The organism is Streptomyces mutabilis, from assembly GCF_046628145.1.
Lineage (GTDB): Bacteria > Actinomycetota > Actinomycetes > Streptomycetales > Streptomycetaceae > Streptomyces > Streptomyces mutabilis.
Genome location: NZ_CP176874.1, coordinates 7,232,759 through 7,253,079, shown reverse-complemented (window position 1 = coordinate 7,253,079; position 20,321 = coordinate 7,232,759). Strand labels below are relative to the sequence as shown.

Annotated in this window: 25 protein-coding genes and 1 riboswitch; of the genes, 15 read left to right on the top strand and 10 right to left on the bottom strand. The window is 73.7% G+C overall.

Annotated elements, in window-relative coordinates; translation table 11 throughout:
- Positions 1 to 96: 96 nt before the first annotated feature.
- From ACLIN4_RS32530 to ACLIN4_RS32485, 10 genes are all read right to left on the bottom strand, one after another.
- Positions 97 to 873: an ABC transporter ATP-binding protein gene (locus tag ACLIN4_RS32530; RefSeq protein ID WP_289910118.1), complete on the bottom strand. Its 777-nt coding sequence runs from the start codon at positions 871 to 873 to the stop codon at positions 97 to 99.
- Positions 870 to 1,922 carry a FecCD family ABC transporter permease gene (locus tag ACLIN4_RS32525; RefSeq protein WP_373420356.1) on the bottom strand — a complete coding sequence of 351 codons (1,053 nt, stop codon included), beginning with the start codon at positions 1,920 to 1,922 and terminating at the stop codon, positions 870 to 872. Before ACLIN4_RS32525 ends, ACLIN4_RS32530 begins: the two co-directional genes overlap by 4 nt.
- A complete protein-coding gene (locus ACLIN4_RS32520; protein WP_179342705.1) occupies positions 1,919 to 2,998 on the bottom strand; it encodes an ABC transporter substrate-binding protein in 1,080 nt (359 codons plus the stop codon). Before ACLIN4_RS32520 ends, ACLIN4_RS32525 begins: the two co-directional genes overlap by 4 nt.
- A gap of 62 nt (positions 2,999 to 3,060) precedes the next feature.
- A riboswitch (cobalamin riboswitch) is annotated at positions 3,061 to 3,246 on the bottom strand.
- Between the two features lie 70 nt (positions 3,247 to 3,316).
- Positions 3,317 to 3,976, bottom strand: coding sequence for a fasciclin domain-containing protein (locus ACLIN4_RS32515; RefSeq protein WP_411576498.1), 660 nt, complete (start codon positions 3,974 to 3,976; stop codon positions 3,317 to 3,319).
- Between the two features lie 412 nt (positions 3,977 to 4,388).
- Positions 4,389 to 5,321, bottom strand: a complete 933-nt coding sequence (locus ACLIN4_RS32510) for a M56 family metallopeptidase (protein WP_289910122.1) — start codon at positions 5,319 to 5,321, stop codon at positions 4,389 to 4,391.
- Positions 5,322 to 5,327: 6 nt separating this feature from the next.
- A complete protein-coding gene (locus tag ACLIN4_RS32505) occupies positions 5,328 to 5,714 on the bottom strand; it encodes a BlaI/MecI/CopY family transcriptional regulator (RefSeq protein WP_179342699.1) in 387 nt (128 codons plus the stop codon).
- Between the two features lie 226 nt (positions 5,715 to 5,940).
- The gene (locus tag ACLIN4_RS32500; RefSeq protein ID WP_382025306.1) at positions 5,941 to 7,632 is read right to left on the bottom strand and encodes a hypothetical protein; all 1,692 of its coding nucleotides are present in this window, start codon (positions 7,630 to 7,632) and stop codon (positions 5,941 to 5,943) included.
- A 131-nt stretch (positions 7,633 to 7,763) separates the two neighbouring features.
- A complete protein-coding gene (locus ACLIN4_RS32495; RefSeq protein ID WP_289910126.1) occupies positions 7,764 to 8,456 on the bottom strand; it encodes a lytic polysaccharide monooxygenase auxiliary activity family 9 protein in 693 nt (230 codons plus the stop codon).
- Positions 8,457 to 8,706: 250 nt separating this feature from the next.
- A complete protein-coding gene (locus ACLIN4_RS32490) occupies positions 8,707 to 10,842 on the bottom strand; it encodes a DUF1996 domain-containing protein (protein WP_411576497.1) in 2,136 nt (711 codons plus the stop codon).
- A gap of 109 nt (positions 10,843 to 10,951) precedes the next feature.
- Positions 10,952 to 11,965: a zinc-binding dehydrogenase gene (locus ACLIN4_RS32485; RefSeq protein WP_289909071.1), complete on the bottom strand. Its 1,014-nt coding sequence runs from the start codon at positions 11,963 to 11,965 to the stop codon at positions 10,952 to 10,954.
- Between the two features lie 141 nt (positions 11,966 to 12,106).
- On the opposite strand from ACLIN4_RS32485, the gene ACLIN4_RS32480 reads away from it, so the two are divergent.
- From ACLIN4_RS32480 to ACLIN4_RS32410, 15 genes are all read left to right on the top strand, one after another.
- Complete coding sequence (locus ACLIN4_RS32480; RefSeq protein ID WP_100047637.1) at positions 12,107 to 12,697, top strand: TetR/AcrR family transcriptional regulator; 591 nt, start codon at positions 12,107 to 12,109, stop codon at positions 12,695 to 12,697.
- Complete coding sequence (locus tag ACLIN4_RS32475) at positions 12,694 to 12,930, top strand: hypothetical protein (protein WP_373420355.1); 237 nt, start codon at positions 12,694 to 12,696, stop codon at positions 12,928 to 12,930. Before ACLIN4_RS32480 ends, ACLIN4_RS32475 begins: the two co-directional genes overlap by 4 nt.
- A gap of 130 nt (positions 12,931 to 13,060) precedes the next feature.
- Positions 13,061 to 13,231 (top strand): hypothetical protein, encoded by a 171-nt coding sequence (locus tag ACLIN4_RS32470; RefSeq protein WP_179342701.1) that lies wholly within the window; start codon positions 13,061 to 13,063, stop codon positions 13,229 to 13,231.
- Positions 13,232 to 13,242: 11 nt separating this feature from the next.
- On the top strand, positions 13,243 to 14,043 hold the full coding sequence (locus ACLIN4_RS32465) for an SDR family NAD(P)-dependent oxidoreductase (protein WP_289909168.1): 801 nt from the start codon (positions 13,243 to 13,245) through the stop codon (positions 14,041 to 14,043).
- 261 nt (positions 14,044 to 14,304) lie between these two features.
- Complete coding sequence (locus ACLIN4_RS32460; protein ID WP_307651684.1) at positions 14,305 to 14,961, top strand: class I SAM-dependent methyltransferase; 657 nt, start codon at positions 14,305 to 14,307, stop codon at positions 14,959 to 14,961.
- A gap of 95 nt (positions 14,962 to 15,056) precedes the next feature.
- Positions 15,057 to 15,374: a gas vesicle protein gene (locus ACLIN4_RS32455; protein ID WP_107479764.1), complete on the top strand. Its 318-nt coding sequence runs from the start codon at positions 15,057 to 15,059 to the stop codon at positions 15,372 to 15,374.
- Positions 15,375 to 15,408: 34 nt separating this feature from the next.
- Positions 15,409 to 15,939 carry a gas vesicle structural protein GvpA gene (locus ACLIN4_RS32450; RefSeq protein WP_289909073.1) on the top strand — a complete coding sequence of 177 codons (531 nt, stop codon included), beginning with the start codon at positions 15,409 to 15,411 and terminating at the stop codon, positions 15,937 to 15,939.
- Positions 15,936 to 16,733: a GvpL/GvpF family gas vesicle protein gene (locus ACLIN4_RS32445; RefSeq protein WP_107479766.1), complete on the top strand. Its 798-nt coding sequence runs from the start codon at positions 15,936 to 15,938 to the stop codon at positions 16,731 to 16,733. Before ACLIN4_RS32450 ends, ACLIN4_RS32445 begins: the two co-directional genes overlap by 4 nt.
- Before the next feature lie 4 nt (positions 16,734 to 16,737).
- Entirely contained in the window at positions 16,738 to 17,016 is a 279-nt protein-coding gene (locus ACLIN4_RS32440) for a gas vesicle protein GvpG (RefSeq protein ID WP_289909074.1), read from the top strand.
- Positions 17,013 to 17,561, top strand: a complete 549-nt coding sequence (locus ACLIN4_RS32435; protein ID WP_107479768.1) for a hypothetical protein — start codon at positions 17,013 to 17,015, stop codon at positions 17,559 to 17,561. Before ACLIN4_RS32440 ends, ACLIN4_RS32435 begins: the two co-directional genes overlap by 4 nt.
- The gene (locus ACLIN4_RS32430; protein ID WP_411576496.1) at positions 17,561 to 18,454 is read left to right on the top strand and encodes an SRPBCC family protein; all 894 of its coding nucleotides are present in this window, start codon (positions 17,561 to 17,563) and stop codon (positions 18,452 to 18,454) included. The genes ACLIN4_RS32435 and ACLIN4_RS32430 overlap by 1 nt, the downstream gene beginning before the upstream one ends.
- Positions 18,455 to 18,472: 18 nt before the next feature.
- Positions 18,473 to 18,841 carry a gas vesicle protein gene (locus tag ACLIN4_RS32425; RefSeq protein WP_289909076.1) on the top strand — a complete coding sequence of 123 codons (369 nt, stop codon included), beginning with the start codon at positions 18,473 to 18,475 and terminating at the stop codon, positions 18,839 to 18,841.
- Entirely contained in the window at positions 18,838 to 19,677 is an 840-nt protein-coding gene (locus ACLIN4_RS32420; RefSeq protein WP_381939310.1) for a GvpL/GvpF family gas vesicle protein, read from the top strand. Before ACLIN4_RS32425 ends, ACLIN4_RS32420 begins: the two co-directional genes overlap by 4 nt.
- A complete protein-coding gene (locus tag ACLIN4_RS32415; protein ID WP_257003216.1) occupies positions 19,674 to 19,922 on the top strand; it encodes a gas vesicle protein in 249 nt (82 codons plus the stop codon). The genes ACLIN4_RS32420 and ACLIN4_RS32415 overlap by 4 nt, the downstream gene beginning before the upstream one ends.
- Entirely contained in the window at positions 19,919 to 20,212 is a 294-nt protein-coding gene (locus tag ACLIN4_RS32410; protein WP_100047626.1) for a gas vesicle protein K, read from the top strand. Before ACLIN4_RS32415 ends, ACLIN4_RS32410 begins: the two co-directional genes overlap by 4 nt.
- The last annotated feature ends 109 nt before the right edge of the window (positions 20,213 to 20,321 follow it).

Sequence of the window (20,321 nt, the reverse complement as noted above, 5' to 3'; positions counted from 1 at the left end):
GGTGGGCCTCCCCACCGCGTCACCGGTCACCCGTGGAGTCGGCGGGCGGCGTTCATGTCGGCGCGCCGGTCTCCGGCCAGTGGGCCGGAGGGCCCGTCACCCGCCCGTGAGCGTGCCGAGGAACCGGACGTGCGGGCGTCCGCCGGGTCCGGTGCCGGTCACCTCGGCGCGCACCCCGTACACCTCGGCGACCAGGTCGGCGGTCAGGACCTCGGCGGGGCCGCCCGAGGCCACGACACGTCCCTCGGACAGCACCACGAGGTGGTCGCAGTACATCGCCGCGAGGTTGAGGTCGTGCAGCGCGACGACGCTGGTCGTGGGCAGGGCGGCGACCAGGGCCAGTACGTCGAGCTGGTGCTGGATGTCGAGGTGGTTGGTCGGTTCGTCCAACAGGAGTTCGCGCGGCCGCTGGGCGAGGGCGCGGGCGATCTGGACGCGCTGGCGTTCACCGCCGGAGAGGGTGTGCCAGAGCCGGTCCGCCTGTCCGGTCAGACCGGTGCGCGCCATGGCTTCGGCGACCGCTTCCTCGTCGGCGGCGGACGCCGGTGCCCAGGCGCGCCGGTGCGGGATGCGGCCCAGGCGTACGACGTCCAGCACGGTCAGTTCCACCTGGGTGTCGGCCTGTTGCTCGACCACGGCGACCCGTCGGGCGACGTCCCGTCGGCCGATGCGGTCCAACGGCCGCCCGTCCAGCGTGACGACACCGGAAGCGGGGGCGAGCACGCCCGCGAGGAGCCGCAACAGTGTGGACTTTCCCGAGCCGTTGGGGCCCAGCAGGCCGGTCATGGCACCGGGCCGGGGGCTCAGGTCCACGCCGTCCAGGATCAGCCGTCCGCCGGCGGCGCGGGAGACCCGTTCCGCGCTCAGGGTCACCGTGCCCTCCTGGTGCGGTACAGCACGAGGACGAAGGCGGGCACGCCGATCAGCGAGGTGACCACGCCCACGGGAACCTCCTGCGGTTCGAGGACGGTACGGGCCAGGGTGTCGACCCACACCAGGAAGACCGCCCCGGCGAGCGCGCACACCGGCAGCAGCCCGGCGTGGCCCGGGCCGGTCAGCGCCCGCACCGCGTGCGGCAGCACCAGGCCGACGAAGCCGATGGCGCCCACCGAGGCGACCAGGGTGGCGGTGAGCAGCGCGGTGGCGCACAGCAGCACCAGCCTGGTCCGGGTCACCCGGACGCCGAGCGTGGCGGCCGCGTCCTGGCCGAAGGCGAAGGCGTCCAGCGTCCGGGCGTACCCGAGGCACACGGCCAGCACCAGCACCAGTGCCCCGGCACCGGTCCACACGTCCGTCCAGCCGGCGCCGCCGAGCGAGCCGAGCAGCCAGAACAGCACGCCGCGGGTGGTCTCGGCGTCGGCCGCGGTCATCACGACGAACGAGGTGAGCGCCGAGAAGAGCTGCATCGCCGCCACGCCGGCGAGGACGACCCGGTCCGTGGTGCCGCCGAGGCTGTGGCTGAGCAGCATCACGAGCGCGAAGGAGCAGACCGCCCCGGCGAACGCCCCGCCGGACACGGACAGCGCGCCGCCGCCGACGCCGAGTACGACGACCAGGACCGCGCCGGTCGAGGCGCCGGAGGAGACGCCCAGCACGAAGGGGTCGGCGAGCGGGTTGCGCAGCAGGGACTGGAGCACGGCCCCGCACACGGCGAGTCCGGCGCCGCACACCGCCGCCAGGAGGGTGCGGGGCAGCCGCAGGTCCCAGACGATGCCGTCCCGGATCGGGGTGACGTCGGTGGTGCCGCCGCCGAGGTGGGCGACGACCACGGACCACACGTCGCCGACGCCGATGTCGGCCGGGCCGATGGTGACGGCGACGGCGACGGAGGCGCACAGGGCGAGGATTCCGGCCGCCGCCCATGCCGGGTGCCGGCGCCCGGCCGCACGTGTGCCGGGGGCCGCCCGGCCGACGGCCGTCACTTGGTGAGGCCGTACGCGCGCAGCGCGGCCGCGAGCTTCTCGACGCCCTCGACGGTGCGGACGGTGGGGTTCATGGCCTGCCCGCTGAGCAGCACGTACCGCTTCTTCCTGACCGCGGTCATGTTCCTGGTGACGGGGTCGGACTCAAGGAACTCGATCTTCTTCGCGGCGGTCTCCGCCGTCTGGGACCTGCGGGTGAGGTCTCCGAGGACGAGGACGTCGGGATCGCGGTCGGCGACGGTCTCCCAGCCGACCTGCGGCCACTCCTGGCGGGTGTCGTCCATGACGTTCTCCGCGCCGACCGCGCGGGTCATCACGCCGGGGGCGCCGCAGCAGCCCGCCAGGTACGGCGAGGTGGAGTTGGCGAACCAGTACATGACGGTGACGCCGGAGGCGTCGATGCCCTTCGTGGCGCTGTCGATCCGGGCCTTCAGGCCGGCGACCAGCTTCTCCCCGCGCTCCTCCACGTCGAAGATCCGGGCCAGGTCGCGGACTTCGGTGTAGACCGCGTCCATGGTCAGGGGCTCGCTGCGGACGCCGTCGCCGTCGCCGCTGTTGTCCTTGCCTGCGCAGTCGGACGGGGACAGGTAGGCCGGTACGCCGAGTTGGGCGAACCGCTCGCGGGTGGCGACGCCGCCGGGGCCGAGCGTGGAGGCGAAGGAGGCGGCGACGAAGTCGGGTTCGGCGTCCAGGACGGTCTCGAAGGACGGCATGTCGTCGGCGAGCCTGGGCACGCCGGCGTTCGCCTTCTCCAGGCCCTTCATGACCGGGTCGGTCCAGGTGGCGGTGCCAGCCATGCGGTCGGCGAGGCCGAGGGAGAGCATGATCTCGGTGGTTCCCTGGTTGAGGGAGACCGCCCGTCGGGGTGGCGAGGTGACCTTCACCTCGTGTCCGCAGTCGTCGACGGTGCGCGGGTAGCCGGTGGCCGCGGCCGGTGCGGCGGAGTCGTCGGTGGCGGCTCCGGCACCACAGCCGGACGCGAGCAGGGCGCCGGACAGCAGCAACGGGACGAGGGGGCGGAAGGGACGGCGGGAGCCGGTGGGGCGGCCGGAGCCGACGGGACACGCTGCGGACAAGGAAGATCCTCTGGCGTCGAGGGCTCATGCGCGAAGCCCGTTCGTACGGTGCGGCCCGCGCCGTACGCGGCGCGGGTGCCAGCAGGTCTTCGGACTCGGGTTCGACCGGACGGGACGCCTTCCCGGACGGCTTGTGCCGCCAGTGGCCCGTGTCCCGCCCGTCCCCCTCACCGCTGCGCGTCAGTTCCGGATTCGCACCGGATTCCCTGACCCACCAGGTGGGTTCGACTGGCTCCCGCAAGCTACCACAGGGCCACCGGGCGGTCGGGGGCGGCCGTCTGCCCGACCGCCCCCGGCGCCGTCCGCCCGCTCGCCCCGTCAGCTCTCGGGCATGAGGACGGTGTCGATGATGTACACGTTGGAGTTGGCCGTCTTCACGTTGCCGCAGACGACCTTCGCGGAGTCGTTGACCGTGTAGGCCTCGTCGGAGCCGGACGTGGTCAGCTTCGACTTCTGCAACGTCTCGAAGGAGCCGTTCTCCAGGTCCTTCGGCGCGAGCTTCTGCCCCACGACGTGGTAGGTCAGGATGTCGGTGAGCATCTGCTTGTCGGCGAGCACCTTGTCCAGGTCGGCCTTCGGGATCTTGGCGAAGGCGTCGTCGGTCGGTGCGAACACGGTGATGGCCTCGGCGTTGTTGAGCGTGTCGACGAGGCCGGCCTTCTTCACCGCCGTCACCAGCGTGGACAGGGTCTGCTTGTTGGAGGCCGCGGTGGCCACCGGGTCCTCGGCCATGCCGTCGAAGGAACCGGCGCCCTCCTGCGGCACCGAGGAGCAGGCCGGGCCGAACGGCTCGTCCGTACCGGCCATGTCGCCGCCACTGCCGGCGGACGGGTCGTCGGGGGTGGCGGGGGCGGAGGAGGCCGCCTGGGCGGAGTCCGACGAGCCGCTGTCGCCGTCGTCGGAGCAGGCGGCCAGGGACAGGGGCAGGACGGCGGCCGCGACTACGGTGACGGCGGAGCGGCGAATACGAGCGTTCATGGATTCTCCCGACAAAACGGGCAGCACGAAGCCGCCTCGGTGCGGATCACGGTGAAGTGGTGGTCGTCGGTGGGCGGGATACGGGGTCCCGCCCGTCGTCAGCCGGCGGTCCCGCGCCGGTCCCCGCCGGCGTCCCTGGTCGCGGCGAGCGCGCTCGGAGGTACCGCGCTCGCCGCTGGGTGGTCCCCGTTCGACCGGGGTTCCGGCGCGGGCGGGTGGGGGTCGAGCCGCCCCGCGCGTATGGACAGCGGGGAGCAGGGGCGGGCGGTCCGCCGTCGGTGTGTCCTCGGTTCTTCCCTCACACGGGGAATCCGGAGCCGGCCCGGCCCCGGATCGGCTGATCGCCCGATCGAGTGGAGATGTTCTGCTGCCGAGCTTGTGACCTGCTTCTTTTCCGGGAGATGAGCGTCGCTCAGAGGGGCGTCGCGGCGCGGAGGATGAGGAACATCGTGACGGCGGCGTTCGCCGACGACATCGCCGACACGGCGGTTCCGGCGGCCGCGGCCCACGCCGCCAGGCCCACCGAGGTGAACAGCGAGGGCCAGGTGCGGACCGCGGGAGCGGGGCCCAGCAGCGCCGCCACCCGGCGCGGCACCGGGCCGGGTGCCGCGAGCCCGGCGAGCGTGGCGACCGGGGTGCCCCGGGAGACGAGGGCCGCCTTGCCGATGGCCGTCGCCACCGCGCGGCGGCTGCCGACCGCCCGCGCGGCAGCCTCGTCCGCCCACCGCTCCGCCGTGTAGGCCACGGCGGTCCGCAGGGGCCGCAGGAACGGATTGGCCAGTGCGGCGAGCCGCACGGTGAGCAGGAAGCGGTGGTGGCGGGCGGCCAGGTGGGCCCGTTCATGGGCGAACAACGCGCGGCGCTCGGCCGGTTCGAGGCGGTCGAGCAGGGCCGTGCTCACCACCACCCGGTCCCGGCGCCCGCCGGGCAGCGCGTACGCGTAGGGCACGTCGTCCGGCAGCACGGCCACCCCGGTGCCCGGCAGGCCGGCCAGGGCGCGGTGGGCGCGGCGGCGCACCCTGCCGTGCCGCCACAGGGCCCGGGCCGAGGCCGCGACCACGGCGCACAGCGCGGGGATCGCCGCCTTGCCGACGACCTCGTCGTACGGCACCGCCGCCCGCACCTCGGGGTCGGACCAGCCGTCGGGCAGGGGGTTGCCCGGCAGCTGAGCGGTACCGACCACCATCACCAGGGCCAGGCACACCGTGCTGCACAGGGCCATCACCGCGGCCACCGCGGTGAGGAGCCTGGTCGCGGTCCGCGGGTGCAGATGCTGTTCGGCCAGCCGGGCGATCGGCCACGCCGTCAGCGGCAGGACCAGCGGCAGGAAGACGAAGACCCCCATGCGACGTCAGCCGTCCCCCGCGTCGGGCAGGTGCCCCAGCAGCTCTCGCAGCAGCCGCTCGTCGTCCGCGTCGAGGCCGGTCACGAAGCTGGCCAGCACCGCTCCCCGGTCGCTCTCCGCGTCCAGGACCTTGCGCATCTTCCGGGCGGCCAGTCCCGCCTGGTCCGAGGCGGGTGTCCAGGCGAAGGACCGGCCCACGCGCTCACGGTCGACCGCGCCCTTCTCCAGCAGGCGGGTCAGGATCGTGATCACCGTGGTGTAGGCGAGGTCGCCGCCCAGGTGCTCCTGCACCCAGCCGGCCGTCGCGGGGCCGTCCGCCTCGCGCAGCGCCGACAGCACCAGTGCCTCCAGCTCGCCCTGGCCTCGCCGCCGCGGGCGCCGGTGATCCGTCACGGCCCGCCTCCTTCCGCCGCAGTCCCTGTTCCGAGGCGACATCGTATAGACCACCCGAGGGGCACCGGCCGCCGTCTCCCCCTCCGCCCTTGCCCGCCGGTTTCTCCTGGTGCCCCGGCCCCTGCCTCAGCCCCGTCCGCCGCCCTGGACCGGTCCGCCGCCTGGACCCGGTCCGCCACCCTGAGCCAGTCCTCCACCCTGGGGCCGGTCCGCCGCCCTGGGCCGGTCAGCCCTCCGTGGCGCAGCAGCCGCCCGTGGCGCCGGCCTCCGGGACCGTGCCGAGGCGGCAGAAGCAGGAGGCGTCGACCGGTACGTCCGCCAGTGCCGTGGCCAGCCCGAGCTGCTGCGCCACGATCCGTGCCTCCGCCTCCCTGCCCAGGCGCACCAGGCACTCGTGGAGTCCGTGCAGGGACCATACGTTGCCGGGGTGCTGGAGGGCGCGCGGCAGGGTGTCGTCCAGGCCGAGGTCGGCACGGTAGACCGCCTCGGCCTCTTCGACGCGGCCCTGCTCCAGGAGCAGGGCGCCGTAGGCGTGCCGGGTGGGCTGCATCCAGCCCCACGGCTCGTCGTAGGGGAGGTTGTCGTCCAGTTCGACCGACCGTTCCAGGGCCGCGAAGGCGGTGGCGTGATCGCCCCTGCGGTACTCCAGTTCGCCGTCGAGCATGGCGGAGGCGATGGCGAGGATGTCCGCGCAGGTGTTGTTGAACAGTGTGCGGGTCCCGGGCACCCGGGCGACCGCCTCGCGGAACAGCAGGCGTTCGGCCTCGGCCTCGTCGACCCTGCCGGTGGCCGAGAGGGCGACGCCGCGGGCGTAGTGGATCATCGCGGTCGTCACGCAGTACAGGCGCGGGTCGGCGGGCAGCGGCAGCCGGAGGATGTCCGCCCAGCGGCCGAAGCGGATCAGGACGTGCACCCGCATGGCGAGGAAGCCCTCCAGCCAGTCGGCCATCGGGGGGCTCTCGACGCGCAGCAGTTCCTCGGGGACGGACGCCTCCAACTGCGCGACGGTGTCCATGGCGGTCCCGTACTGGCCGAGGAACATCGCGCCGTAGATCTTGAAGTGGTAGTTGTGCGAGCGGTAGAGGGTGTAGAAGTTCATCGCGCCGGCCCGGGCGCGGTACTTCTCGTCGGCGGCGATCGCGGCGGTGTTGTCCGACACCACGCGCCGGTAGTCGCCGCACAGCACCTCCAGGTGCGACGGCATGTGGTTGAGGTGGCCGGCGTCGGGGACCAGTCCGCGCAGCCGGTCGGCGACGGTGAGCGCCGCCTGAGGAGTGGCGGACATCTCCATCAGATGGATGTAGAGGTGCAGGACGCCGGGGTGCTCGCGTCCGCCGTCCGCGGCCAGGGCCCGCTCGAGGACGTCCTTCGCCTCCAGGGTGCGGGCTCCCTCGGCCGGGCGCCCCGTACGCAGGTCCCACAGCTGCCAGGGGGTCAGGTTCATCAGCGCGTCGGCGTACAGGGTGGCCACGTCCAGGTCGTCCGGAGCCAGTCGGTGGACGGCTCGCATGCTCTCGGCGTACGGCGCGTTCCACACCGAGCAGTCCTCGACGGCCCGAGATTGCGGGTAACGGGCGCGCAGGGCGCCGATCAGGGCGCGTTCGACAGGGGTGGCGGACCTGGCCGCCTTCTCGTGGGCGCGTTCGACGGCGGCGTGGGTGCGGTCGACGGTCCGGGTCAGCTCCTCGGCGTCGAAGGCCTCCCACGGTTTGTTGTAGTTCGGGCCGAGGGCGTAGGCGATGCCCCAGTGGGCCATGGCGCAGTCCGGGTCGGCCGCGGCGGCGGCCTCGAAGCAGGAGACGGCCTCCTCGTGGTGGAAGGCGTACGTCCACACCAGGCCGCGGTCGAACCATCGCTGCGCCTCGGTCGACGAGGTCGTGACGGGACGGCCGTGGGTGCCGAGGTCGTAGTAGTCCATCGGTTCCATGCGTGGACGTATACCGCAGTGCGGAGCTGCCCCGTGGTGGTTCGCCGGGGCTGTCACACCGACCGGTGTCCCCGCCGGACGCGGTGCGCCCGGCGGGGGTGGGGGGGACGAGGTGACGCGGATCAGCCGAAGTCGACGTCGCTGCACAGGAAGTACGTCTGGTCCATGTGCGACGCCTGCCAGATCGTGTACACGACGTGCCGGCCGCTCAGGCCGGAGGTGCTCACCGGGATCTCGTAGTTCTGGCTGGGCGCGTAGCTGCCCGTGGTGGTGAGCAGCTGGAGGTCGTCCCAGCCGAGGGGCTGCGTGGTGGGGTCGAAGCCCTGCCGGGTGACGTAGACCTTGAAGTAGTCGGCGCCGTGGCTGGCCTGGTCGTACAGCTTGACGGTGAAGTCGTCCGCGACCGCCGTGGTCTTCCAGGCTCCGACGGCGTCCAGGGAGTTGTAGCGCCCGCCCTCGGTGCGGCCGCCGCTGCACAGCTGGCCGTCGGGGACCACGGCCTCGAAGTTGCCCGCGGAGCCGTTGCGGTACAGGCCGTTCCAGTTCCACATGGCGTTGGGGTTGTCCTGCCACGCCTGCCAGCACATGGGGTCTTCCTGGGCCATGGCGGGGTTCTGGAAGTCGTCGCCCCAGCGCAGCCAGCAGCCGTAGTTGCGGGAGGCGGGGTCGACGACCGAGCCGTGGGCGACGGCGGTGCCACTCCAGGGGACGAGGGCGAGCAGGGCGGCGGTGAGGGCGCCGAGGACGAGGGTCGACGCTCGCCGGGCTCTCGTGGTGCGTCCCGGCGTGGTTGTGGCGTGATCATGACAAGTCATGACGTCCTTCTCTCGCGTGGGGGGACAACATGGAGGTTCCGGACCGGGAGTGCAGTGGGAGCGCTCCCAGTGCGGTTCGGAGACCAGGCTGCGCCCGGGGAAACGGAATGGCAATAGTTGAATCGCGCCACTTCCCGTCGGGTGGTGGCGCGTTCGGTTCGGTCGGCGGGTCGGGTGGGCGGGTCGGCGGGTCGGGGGGGCGAGACCGGCCCCGCCCACCCGACGGCTGTGTCACGGCGTCATGCCGGCGTCACAGCGCACGCCTTCTCGAGCGGATCAGCAGGACGCAGCCGCCGGCGAAGAGGACGCCTCCGACGGCCGCGGGCCACAGGCCGAGGCCGGAGCCCGTCTCGGCGAGACCGCCCTGGGTCGCCTGCGGCTCGGTCGCCGAGCCGGCGGCGCCGCCACGGCCTCCCGTGCCCTGCGTCGCCCCGGGCGCGGGCGCGGCGCCACTCCCGTCCTGCGCGGCGTCGGCGGGTGTCGTGGCGGCCCTGGGTTCGGCGCTCGGAGAGGCGGTTTCGTTCTCCTGGGCATCACCCCGAGCGTCGTCCTGGGCGTTGCCCTCCTGGGCCGGGGGCCGGTCCTGCTCATCGGTGTTCCGCCCGCCGCCCTGGCCGTCGTTCCGCCCGTCCTCCGGACCGCCGTTGTCCTCGCCCTCGCCCTTTCCGCCGTCCTGGCCGTCGTTCCGCCCGTCCTGGCCGGAGTCCGCGGGTTCCGAGGGCGTGGCGGTCTGCTCGGCCGGGGGGCCGGAGACGTCGGGGTTCTCGGTGGGCTGCTCCTGCGGGGCCCCGGTGGGGTTCCCGCCGGGGTTCTCGGTCGGTTCCTCCCGCGGACCCTCCTCCTGGTCCCCGCCCTGGCCCGGACCCGGTACCGGAGGCGCGCCCGCGCCGCACTCACGGCCGCTGTTGATGCAGTCGACCATCTCCCGCATCAGTTCCTCGTCGAAGACGTTGATGAAGTCGCTGTGGTCCGTCACCGGCTTGTGGAGCTGCTCGGGGAAGGAGTCCACGGCGAACAGCGGAACCGTCTTCCCCCCGTCCCGGAGGCTGGGCGCGTCCACGTCGTACACGATCCGCTGCACGAGGCGCGGAACGGGCCGGAACCCGTCGGGACAGCTGCCGTCGGCGGCGGCGAAGGCCACGTGGGTGCGGTGGTTGGCGCTGTCGATGTTGCGGCCGTCCCAGCAGCTCTGGAAGGTGAAGGTGCGCACCACGTCGCTGTCCGACGGGCAGAGCGGGTACTTGTCCTTCAGCTGCCGGTCCTCGAAGCCGGTGCAGCTCCAGGAGGCGTTCGCGTTGGCGTCGCCGTTGACGAACGCCTTCGCGTCACCGGTGATGATGCGCAGCAGCCGGGGCATCTCCGTGACCTTGCCCTGCTCGTTGCCCTCGAAGGTCAGCGTGACCTCGGCCGGTGTGACGATCTCGCCGGCGTTGCCCTCGATGCCGCCGCCCGGAGACTGGGCGTCCTGCTCGTCGGTGCCGTTCTGCAGCCGGAGCACGGGCCAGTAGTACGAGGACTTGTCGCCCTGGTCGGCGCAGCTGGTGCCGGCCGCGGCGAGGTCCTCGTCGCTGGAGAAGGCGTCGTTGTCCTGGTTGCCGACGTAGTCGTGGAAGTGGTGGGCACCGTTGCCGACCCCGGGGGCGGCGATCAGGTTGTCCGAGTTGAACAGGCCCTCGGCGTTGACGCCGCAACTGGTGGCGAAGGAGCCGTTCGAGGCGCCGCTCCGCCGGGGGGCCTCGGCGACGTTCGGCCGGACGGACTCGATGTCGACGTAGTCCGCCGCCACGGGACCGTTGCCGGCCTGTCCACCGTTGCCGGGCGGTTGCTGCCCGTCCCCGCCGGCGTCGTCACCGTTCCGGGCCCGCTCACCCTCACCGTCCTGCTGCCCCTGGTCGGGGCCGCCGCTCTCGGCGCCCGTCGTCGCCACCTCGGTGCGGCGCAGCGTGCACCGCGCCTGCGCGTCCAGGCCCTCGGGGCGGTCACCGGCCTTGTCGACGGCGGCGACGACGCGCTCGATCGTCGCGGCCCGTTCCTTCGTCAGCGGGTCGAGGATCGCGGCCTCGTCGAGCTTGCCGTCGTCGGCGGTGCGGGCCGCTTCCTGGAGTTTCCGGTAGGCGGTGGCGATCTGCTGGTCGAGCCGGGCGAGTTCGGTGTCGACCTCGGGCCTCGCCGGCTCCGGGACCGCGGTCAGCCGTTCACTGAGGTCGGGGCAGTCGATGGTGGCCGCCACTCCGGAACCGCCCAGGGGAACGGCGGTGTCGCCGGCCTCGGTCGCGGAGGCGAACACGTTCACGGCGACCAGGCCGCCGCCTCCCAGTATCAGCGCGCATGCTCCGAAGGTCGCGCGGCGCGCCCCGGTCGGGCGTCTGCGCCTGTTGTGTCCCAAGACGTGCTCCTGTGTCGTGGCGGACTCGGACATGAAATGCCCCCGGCTCCATACGGAGCCGGGGGCCGGAGCGTTCAGCCGTCCCGGGGATTCTCAGCGATCCCTCACCTCACGGGCGCAGGATCAGCCGGATCGGGTCGCCCTCCTTCTTCTCCAGCCGCGCGACGGCCTCGGCGGCCTCGGCCAGCGGCAGCACGCCGCTGATGGACCCGGAGAAGTCCAGCCGTCCACCCTCGATCAGGCGCAGCAGCTGCGGCAGCGCGACCGGCATGTCGGAGCCGTAGTGGCCGAGGATGCGCTGCTGGAGGTAGCTGAAGCGGGTCCCGTCCCGGACGGTGAGCGGCTTGTCGGTCAGGCCCACCAGGACCAGCCGGCCCTTGGGCGCGAGGACGGACAGGGCCTGCTCCCGCACGGGCGGCACGCCCGCGAAGTCGAAGGCGGCGGCGAGCCCGGCCCCGCCGGTCGCCGCGCGCACGAACTGGGCCAGCTCCGGGTCGGCGGAGTCCAGGGCGAGGTCGGCGCCGGCGGCGAGGGCGCGTTCACGGGCGACGGGGTTGGGGTCGACGGCGACGACCGGGCAGGCGCCCACGGCGCGCAGGAGCTGCACGGCGTGCACCCCGAGCCCGCCGACGCCCCACACGCCGACCGCCTCGGCGGGACGGACGGCGCCGGTCTCGGTGATCGCGCCCCACGGCGTGGACACGGCGTCGGGGATGATCGCGCCCTGCTCGAAGGGGATGGCGTCGGGCAGCAGGGTCAGGGCGGTCTCGGCGGACAGCGCGTACTCGGCCCAGCCGCCGTCGTAGTCGACGCCGCGGGTGTAGGTGACGCCGTCGCGCACCTCACCGGCGTACAGCACGACCCGCTGCCCCGGCGACCAGGCGGTGACGCCCGCGCCGACCTCGGCGACGGTGCCGGAGACCTCGTGGCCGAGGGTGACCGTGTCGCCCGGGAGGAGCAGCGGGGTGAGGGTGCCGTCGATGAGGTGCACGTCGGACAGGCACACCCCGGCCGCCTCGACCTTGACCAGCACCTCCCCCGGGCCCGGGTGCGGGCGGGGCACCTCTTCCAGCCGCAGGGTGCGGCTCGGGACGTGCAGGCGGGCGGCGAGCATCTGCGCCATGACAGGACCTCCTCGGTGCGGCGGCGACCCCGGACGGCCCCCAGCGGTCCATCGCAGGTCGACTTGCGTTAACCGTACACCCAACGCAAGACGACTTGCTTTCGCCACTCAACGCAGGACGCCCTGCTTTAGGCTGGGCGCATGACCACTCCCGAGTCCGCCGCCCCGCCCCTGCGCCGCCGTGGGGAGCCGATGCGGCGGGCGGTGCTCGCCGCCGCCGTGGACCTGCTGTCGACGCAAGGTCTGGCGGGCACGACCGTCGGTGCCGTCGCCCGGTCCGCCGGGGTGCACGAGACGTCCGTGTACCGCCGCTGGGGCACTCGGGAGAACCTGATCCTGGACGCGCTGACCACGGAACTGGACTCCGCCCTGCCGGTCCCGGACACCGGGTGCGTCCGGGACGACCTGCTGGGCTTCTTCTCCTCGCTGGCCGCGCTGCTCGGCACCGCGCAGGGCCGGGCGCTGCTGCGGCTGAGCGTCGAGAACGACGACACCCTCGAGGACCGCCGCGGCCCCTACTGGAGCGAGCGCCTCGACCGCGCCGTGGTGATGGTCCGGCGGGGCGTCGACCGGGGCGAGCTGGCCGCGGACACCGACCCCGCCCTGCTGGTCGAGGCCGTCAGCGGTCCGCTGTTCGTCCGGGTGCTGCTGAGCGGGGCGCCGCTGGACGAGGCGCTCGTGCGGGGGCTGGTGGATCTGGCGCTGGAAGGGGCCCTCCCCCGCCCTGAGTGACCGTCCGGTGTCACGCCGAGCAGTTCGGCGACCGGGTCGACGCGGTCCTCACCGCGCCGCACACGCCGACGGGCATCACGTCCGAGGCACTCACGGCGCTGGTCGTGGCGGACGTACTGCTGCTGGCCCTGACGACGCTGGCGGAGACGGGAGCGGTGGACGCCTCCCACCGGCTGACCCTGCTGCGCGAGCAGTTGCTGTCACCGCCGAAGGGGGGCGGGAGGAGGGGCTGAGACGGCTCGCGATGCCGCCGGCGGAGGGACCCTCGGGACGCCGCCGGTCCTGTTACGCGCCCGGGTTCGGGGAACCCGGGGCCCGCAGTGCCCGTCCGCGCGTCAGCGCCCACGCCGAGGGAGTCCCCGCATGTCAGTGACCAGAGGTCTCGTCGCCGAAGCGGCCGGGACCGTCGCGCTGAACCTCACCGCCTACGGCGACATGCCGCTGCGCGGCCGGGGCGCCGGCGACGTGCCCGGCCTCGTGCCGCACCTCGTGTGCGGCTTCACCACGGCCTCGGTTCACGGGGCACCGCGGTGAACGGGGACACCGTGGCCGGCGGCAGGCCGCTCGCCCTGGTCACCGGGGCGTCCAGCGGCATCGGATACGAACTGGCCAGACTCTTCGGGGAGCACGGCCACGACCTCGTGGTCAACGCCGAGGACGAACGGCTGGAGCACGCCGCCCGGCGGCTGCGGGAGACCGGCGCCGAGGTGCGGGCCGTGCGTGCGGATCTGCGGACCGCCGAGGGCGTGGACCGGCTGGTCGCCGCGCTGACCGGGCTCACGGTGGACGTGGCCGCCCTCAACGCGGGGGTGGGGCAGGGCGGCGCGTTCGTCGACACCGACCCCGCGGACGACGAGTCCGTCATCGACCTCAACGTGACCTCGACCGTGCGGCTCGCCAAGCCGCTCCTGCGGGACATGGTGGCGCGCGGCGTGGGACGGCTGATGTTCACGTCGTCGGTGGCGGCCACGATGCCGGGGTCCTTCCAGTCGGTGTACAACGCCTCGAAGTCCTTCGTGCAGTCCTTCGCCCAGGCGTTGCAGGAGGAGGTCTCGGACACCGGCGTCACGGTCACCTCCTTCATGCCGGGGCCGACGGAGACCGACTTCTTCCGGCGGGCCGGCATGGAGGACACCAAGGTCGGCACCATGGACAAGGACGATCCGGCGCAGGTCGCGCGGCAGGCGTACGACGCCGTCATGAAGGGCCGGGGCAAGCTGGTCACGGGCTCGGCGAAGACCAAGGCCCAGGGCGTGGCCGACAAGGTCCTGCCGGACCGCGTCAAGGCGGCCGTGCACCGCCGGATGGCGGAGCCGGGGACAGCACCGGACGACGACGGCCGGTAGGGCACCGCCCCGGGAGTGCCGTGGGAAAGGTCGTGGGCGGCCCGTCGGCGGCCCACGGGGCGGTCCGTGGGCGGGCCTCATGGGGCAGTCCGCGCGGAGGCCCCATGGGGCAGTCCGCGCGGAGGCGCCGGGAGACCCGAGGCCCCGGAAAGGCCCGGGAGGTCGCCCGTCGCCGCGGATCACCCGGCGGGCCCCTTGTCGGCGGCCCGCCTCCGGTGGAACGATGCCCGCGGCACCGGCTCGCCCAACGGAGGGGACGTCGTGAGCGAGGAGCAGCAACGGCCGCACGCCGCCGCCGCGTTCGACGCGCTGGGCGCCGACTACGAGAAGGCCTTCGCCGGGTCGAAGACGCACCGGCGCTCCCTGGAGTGGCTGCTCGGTCGCCTCGCGCCGGGCAGCCGGGTGCTGGACGTGGGCAGCGGCACGGGCCGGCCCACCGCCGAGACCCTGGCCGGCGCCGGGCACGACGTCCTGGGCGTCGACGTCTCCCCCGTCATGGTGGAGCTGGCGACGCGGCAGGTGCCGGCGGCCACGTTCCAGTGCGCGGACATCCGCGAAGTACGGCTGCCGGACGCCTCGTTCGACGCGGTCTGCGTGTACTTCTCACTGCTCCAGCTGGACCGGCGGGAGCAGACGGAGCTGGTCCGGCGCCTGGTGCGGGCGTTGAAGCCGGAGGGCTACCTGGTCCTGGCCACGGTGCCGCTGGACGTCGAGGGGGTCGACGCCACCTTCATGGGCCAGCCGGTGCGGGTGACCAGCTTCACCGCGCAGGCCCTCACCGCCGTGGCCGAGGAGGCCGGCCTGGAGGTGCTGGCGCAGGAGGCGACGATGTTCACCCCCGCCCACCCGCAGGCCCGGCCGGAACCCCACCTCTTCCTGCACTGCCGGCGCGCGCCCGCCACCGCGCCGGGCGCCTGACCGCCACGGGCGGCGCCGCTCCCGCCCACCCCCCACCGCCACGGATGGGGTAACTGCGCACGCGCCAACAGGGTCCCGCGACCAGAGTGGACTGCATGACGGAACCTGGCGGGCGACGGCGCGGCACGACTTCCACGACCACACGCGAGCCTTCCGTGCGGGGCGCCCGGGACGCCGCCGAACGCGCCGCGGACGCCCTGTCCGAGCTGATCCGGCACCGCGTCGAGGGAGTCTCGGCGGTGCGCCGGAGCGAGGACGACGGCTGGATCGTCGACGTGGACGTGCTGGAGGTGGCACGCATCCCCGACACCACCAGCCTGCTCGCCACCTACGAGGTCGAGCTCGACGCGGCGGGCGATCTGCTCCAGTACCGCAGGGTCGCCCGTTACCGGCGCGGTGCCCAGGACCGGTGACCGTCGTGAGGCCCGCACCCGGAAGGACCACCACATGATCACCTACGACGACGAGGTCGTCTGCGCGCCCCGCGCCGGCACCCTCTACGACGTCCTCGAACTCATCCTCGACCGCGGCATGGTGATCGACGTCTTCGTGCGCGTCTCGCTGGTCGGCATCGAGATCCTCAAGGTCGACGCCCGCATCGTGGTCGCGAGCGTCGACACGTACCTGCGGTTCGCCGAGGCCTGCAACCGGCTGGACCTGGAGCACGACGTGCGCTCCAAGACCGTGCCCGAGATGTTCGGCTCCCCGGTCGCCAAGACGATAGGCAGGGCGGGCGCGAAGCGGACCGCACGCTCCCTGACCGACAAGGTGCGCGACATCCTCACGCCCGAGGAGGAGGCGGAAGAGGAGGAGACCCGCACCCGCGCCCGCACCCACGCTGAGGTCCGGGAGCGCGAGCGCCTGGAGCGCGGCCGTGGCCCCGAGCGGCCTCGCGGCCGGCCGGCCGCGCGCCCCCGCGACGAGGACGACCGCCCGCACAGCCGCCCGCGCCGGCGCACGGATACGGAGGACGAATGACCGCGCCCGCCACCACCGGACTCACCCCCACCGGCCCTACCCCCACTGCCACCGCCACCGCAGGCACCCGCAAGGCCCTGTACGTGTACGGCATCACCCCCGCCGGGGTCCGGGCGCCCCGCTCCCCGGGCGTCGACGGTGCCCGGGTGCGGCTGCTGACCGACTCGGGCCTGAGCGCCGCGGTGTCGTCGGCGCCCGTACGGCTCCGGCCCCGGCGCCGTGACCTGATGGCACACCAGGCGGTACTGGACGAACTGGCCGGCCAGGGGCCCGTCCTGCCCATGCGCTTCGCCGTCCTCAGCCCCCGGCCCGACGCGCTGCTCTCCCAGCTCCGGGCGGACGCCGCGCACCTGACACGGCAGCTCGACGAAGTGCGCGGGTGCGTCGAACTCAACGTCAAGGGGACGGTCGTGCCCGGTCACTTCGCCGATCTGGTGCGCCGGGACGAGGGACTGCGGTCCCTGGCCCTGCGCACCCGCCGCCGTCCGGACTACGAGGCCAACGTCCGGCTGGGCGAGGCGATCGCCCAGGGTGTCCGCCGCGAGGCGCGGCGTGCGGCGCGGGAGGTGCTCGACCGCCTGACCCCGCTCGCGGTGCGCACCGTGCGGGGCCGTACCGACGACGAGCAGGTGCTGAGCGCTTCGTTCCTGCTGCGCGCCGCCGACGAGGGACGGTTCCGCCAGGAGGTGGACGCCCTGGCACGCGACCGCGGGGACCGGCTGGCGCTCAGTGTGACCGGGCCCCTGCCGTGCTACAGCTTCGTCGACGCGGGCCCCGTGCAGGCCGGGCGGTGACGCGGTGGGCATCGTGAGCGGCCTCCTGCTGCTCCCCCTCGCCCCGGTGCGCGGCACGGCGTGGATCGCCGACCACCTGCTCCAGGAGGCCCGGCGGCAAGCGCACGACCCGCGCGTCGTCCAGACGCGCCTGGCCGCGCTCAACCGGGCCCTGGACGAGGGCGCCATCGACGAGGCGGCCTTCGAGCGGGAGGAGGAGCGCCTGCTCACCCTCCTCGAACGCCGGGCCCAACCCACCGGCCGCACCACCACCATGGATCGAGCGCATAGAAGGCACGTATGAACGACAGCAAGGCGGCGATGGCGGCGGCCGTGGCCGGCGGATATCTCATGGGCCGCACGAAGAAGGCCAAACTCGCCCTCGCGGTGGGTTCCTACCTCGTGGGCCGACGTATCGGCCTCTCCCCCGGTCAGGTCCTTTCCCAGGGTCTGTCCGGGCTCCAGCGCAACCCACAGCTCCAGGAACTGACGGACCAGATGCGCGGCGAGTTGCTGACCGCCGGACGCACGGCCGTCACCGCCGCGGCGAACCGCACCCTCACCGGCCTCGCGGACAACCTCCGCGACCGCACCGACGCGCTCACCGGAGCGGGGCGGCGGGCCGACGGCGACCACCTCGCGGACTACGGGGACGGTCCGGACGAGGACGCCTACTTCGACGAGGAGGACCAGGAGGAGGCCCGGCGGGCCGCGCCGCCCCGGAAGACGGCCGAGAAGGCACCCCCGCGCAAGACCGCGCCTCCCGCGAGGGCCGCGAAGAAGGCCGCCAAGAAGACCGCGCCGGCGAAGCGGACCGCGGGCCCGAAGCGGCTCGGAGGTGAGCGGTGATGACTCCCGACCGGCAGGGCGGCGGGCCGTCCCCCCTCGGCGACCTCAAGGACGCGCTCGGCGGCTACCTGTCCGCCACGGGGCAGAGTCTCGTCGGCAAGGCGGGGGAACGGATCGGCGGACTGACCGACCGCCTGACCGCCTCCGCCGACGGCGGCGGGAGCGGATCCGGTGGCCGGGGTGGCTCCGGGGGCTCCGGGGGTTCCGGGGGTTCCGGGGGTTCCGGAGGCAGCATCAAGGCGACGCACATCATGGAGACCGTCGACATCGGAGTCCCCCTGCGCACCGTCTACGACCAGTGGACGCGGCTCCAGGACTTCAGCGGCTTCACGAAGGGCGTCCAGAGCGTCAGCCCCCATGACGAGGTGACCTCGGACTGGACCGCCAAGGTCGCCTTCTCCACTCGCAGTTGGAAGGCGACCGTCCAGGAACAGATCCCCGACCAGCGGATCGTCTGGACCTCCGAGGGCGCCAAGGGCAGCACCACCGGGGTGATCACCTTCCACGAACTCGCCCCCAGGCTGACCCGGGTCGTCGTGGTCGTCGAGTACTACCCGGCGGGCTTCTTCGAGAAGACCGGCAACCTCTGGCGCGCCCAGGGGCGCCGGCTGCGTCTGGACCTGAAGCACTTCGCCCGGCACGTGACCCTGATGGGCGACGACGAGGACATCGAGGGCTGGCGCGGCGAGATCCGCGACGGCGAGGTCGTCCGGAGCCACGAGGAGGCGCTGGAGGAGGACGAGTACGACGACGCCGCGTACGAAGACGAAGACGAAGACGGAGACGACGAGGACGACGCGTACGAAGACGAGGACGAGGACGGTGAGTACGACGACGAGGACGAGGCGTACGAGGAAGACGAGCCCGACCCCCGTGCCGGACGGCGTCGCTGAACCTGCCGGGAGTGCGCGGTGACCGACGTCGACCACCGGTACGCGGACCGGGAGACGCAGCCCTGCGCGCCCGTCACCGGCAACCTCGCCGACCTGCTCGAACGGGTCCTCGACAAGGGCATCGTCATCGCCGGCGACATCAAGATCGACCTGTTGGACATCGAACTGCTCACCATCCGCCTGCGCCTGTTCATCGCCTCGGTGGACACCGCGAAGAAGGCGGGCATCGACTGGTGGGAGACCGACCCGGCGCTGTCCTCCCGTGCCGCGCGGGACGCGCTCGCCGAGGAGAACGCGCGGTTGCGGGCACGGCTCGACGCCCTGGAGGAAGCCTTGGAGGAAGCCCCGGTCGACGGCGCCGAGGAGACGACGGGGGCCGCACGGTGAGCGGGCACCCCGCCGCAGCGGCGCTCCCCTACCTCGTGTGCGCGTTCGCCGTCACGCGCACCCCGCCGGACGGCGCCGCCCTGGCCGCGGCGACCGGCCACGAGGAGGGCGGCCCGCTGCGCGTCCTGCGCGCGGGCGGCCTGTGTCTGGTCGTGCAGGACGTTCCGGCCGCGCTGTTCGACGAGGAGGCGCTGGCGGAGCGCCTGAACCGGCCCGACGACCTCGAACGCTGCGCCCGCGCCCATCACCGGGGCGTGGAGGCCGCCGCCGCGCGGGGCCCCGTCGTGCCGCTGCCGATGGCGACGCTGTACCGCGGCGACGGGAGCGCGCGGCAGGCCGTGGCCGGCCGGGAGGCCGGGCTCCGCACGCTCCTGGACCGGCTCCGGGACCGTACGGAGTGGGCGGTGAAGGTGCACGCCCTCGATCCGCCCGCGAAGCCCGTCACCGGCACCGACGCTCCCCGCGACCGCGGCCCCGGCGGGCGTGACTACCTCAGCCGGGCCAGCGCCAGGCGCCGCGACCGGCGGGACGGGCACGCCAAGGCCCTGGCCGAGGCGGACGCCGTGGACGCGGAGCTGCGACGGTACGCCGTCGCCGCGACCCGGCACCGGCCGCAGAGCGAGCGGCTGACCGGCCGGCGTTCCCCGCAGGTGCTCAACGCCGCCTACCTGGTGGAGAACGCGGAGTCGGGCGCCTTCACCCGCGCGCTGGCCGGGCTCACCGCCGACGGGCGGCTCACGGCCGTGGAGGTCGGCGCGTCGGGCCCCTGGATCCCGTACTCCTTCGCCCGCTGGGACGAGGAACCGGAGCGCACCCGGCAGGAGGTCGGCGCATGAACCGGCCGGACCTCCGGGCGCCGGGCCCGGAAACAGTGCCCTGGGGCGGACCGGAGCCGTACGCACCGGTGGGTGTGCCGCTGGTCGATCTCCTGGACCGGGTGCTGGCCACCGGTGTCGTGGTCAGCGGGGACCTGGTGCTGGCCATCGCGGACGTACCGCTGGTGCGGATCTCGCTGCACGCGCTGCTGTCGTCGGTGAACGAGCGGGTGCCCGCCCCCTGGCCGGACAGCGGGCCGCTGTGAGCGCGTCCGGGGCCCGCTCCCTCGACCTGGACCCGGAGCGGGTCACGAACGACCTGGCGGCTCTGGTCCTCACCGTGGTGGAGCTGTTGCGCCAGCTCATGGAGCGCCAAGCGGTGCGCCGCTTCGACGAGGGGACGCTGAGCGCGGAGCAGGAGGAGCGGCTCGGCACGGCGCTGATGCTGCTCGACGAGCGGATGGACGACCTGTGCGCGCAGCACGGCCTCAGCCGCGGCGACCTGAATCTGGATCTGGGCCCGCTGGGGCCGCTCCTCGCCGACCCCGAGCCGTAGGGCGGCCGCTCCTTCTCGACGGCTCGGTCGTCCCGGGGCGGGGAGGGCACCCGGCCTGAGCGATCGCTATGATGACGCGGAATCGCTCAAACGAACATTCCGGGGGTGG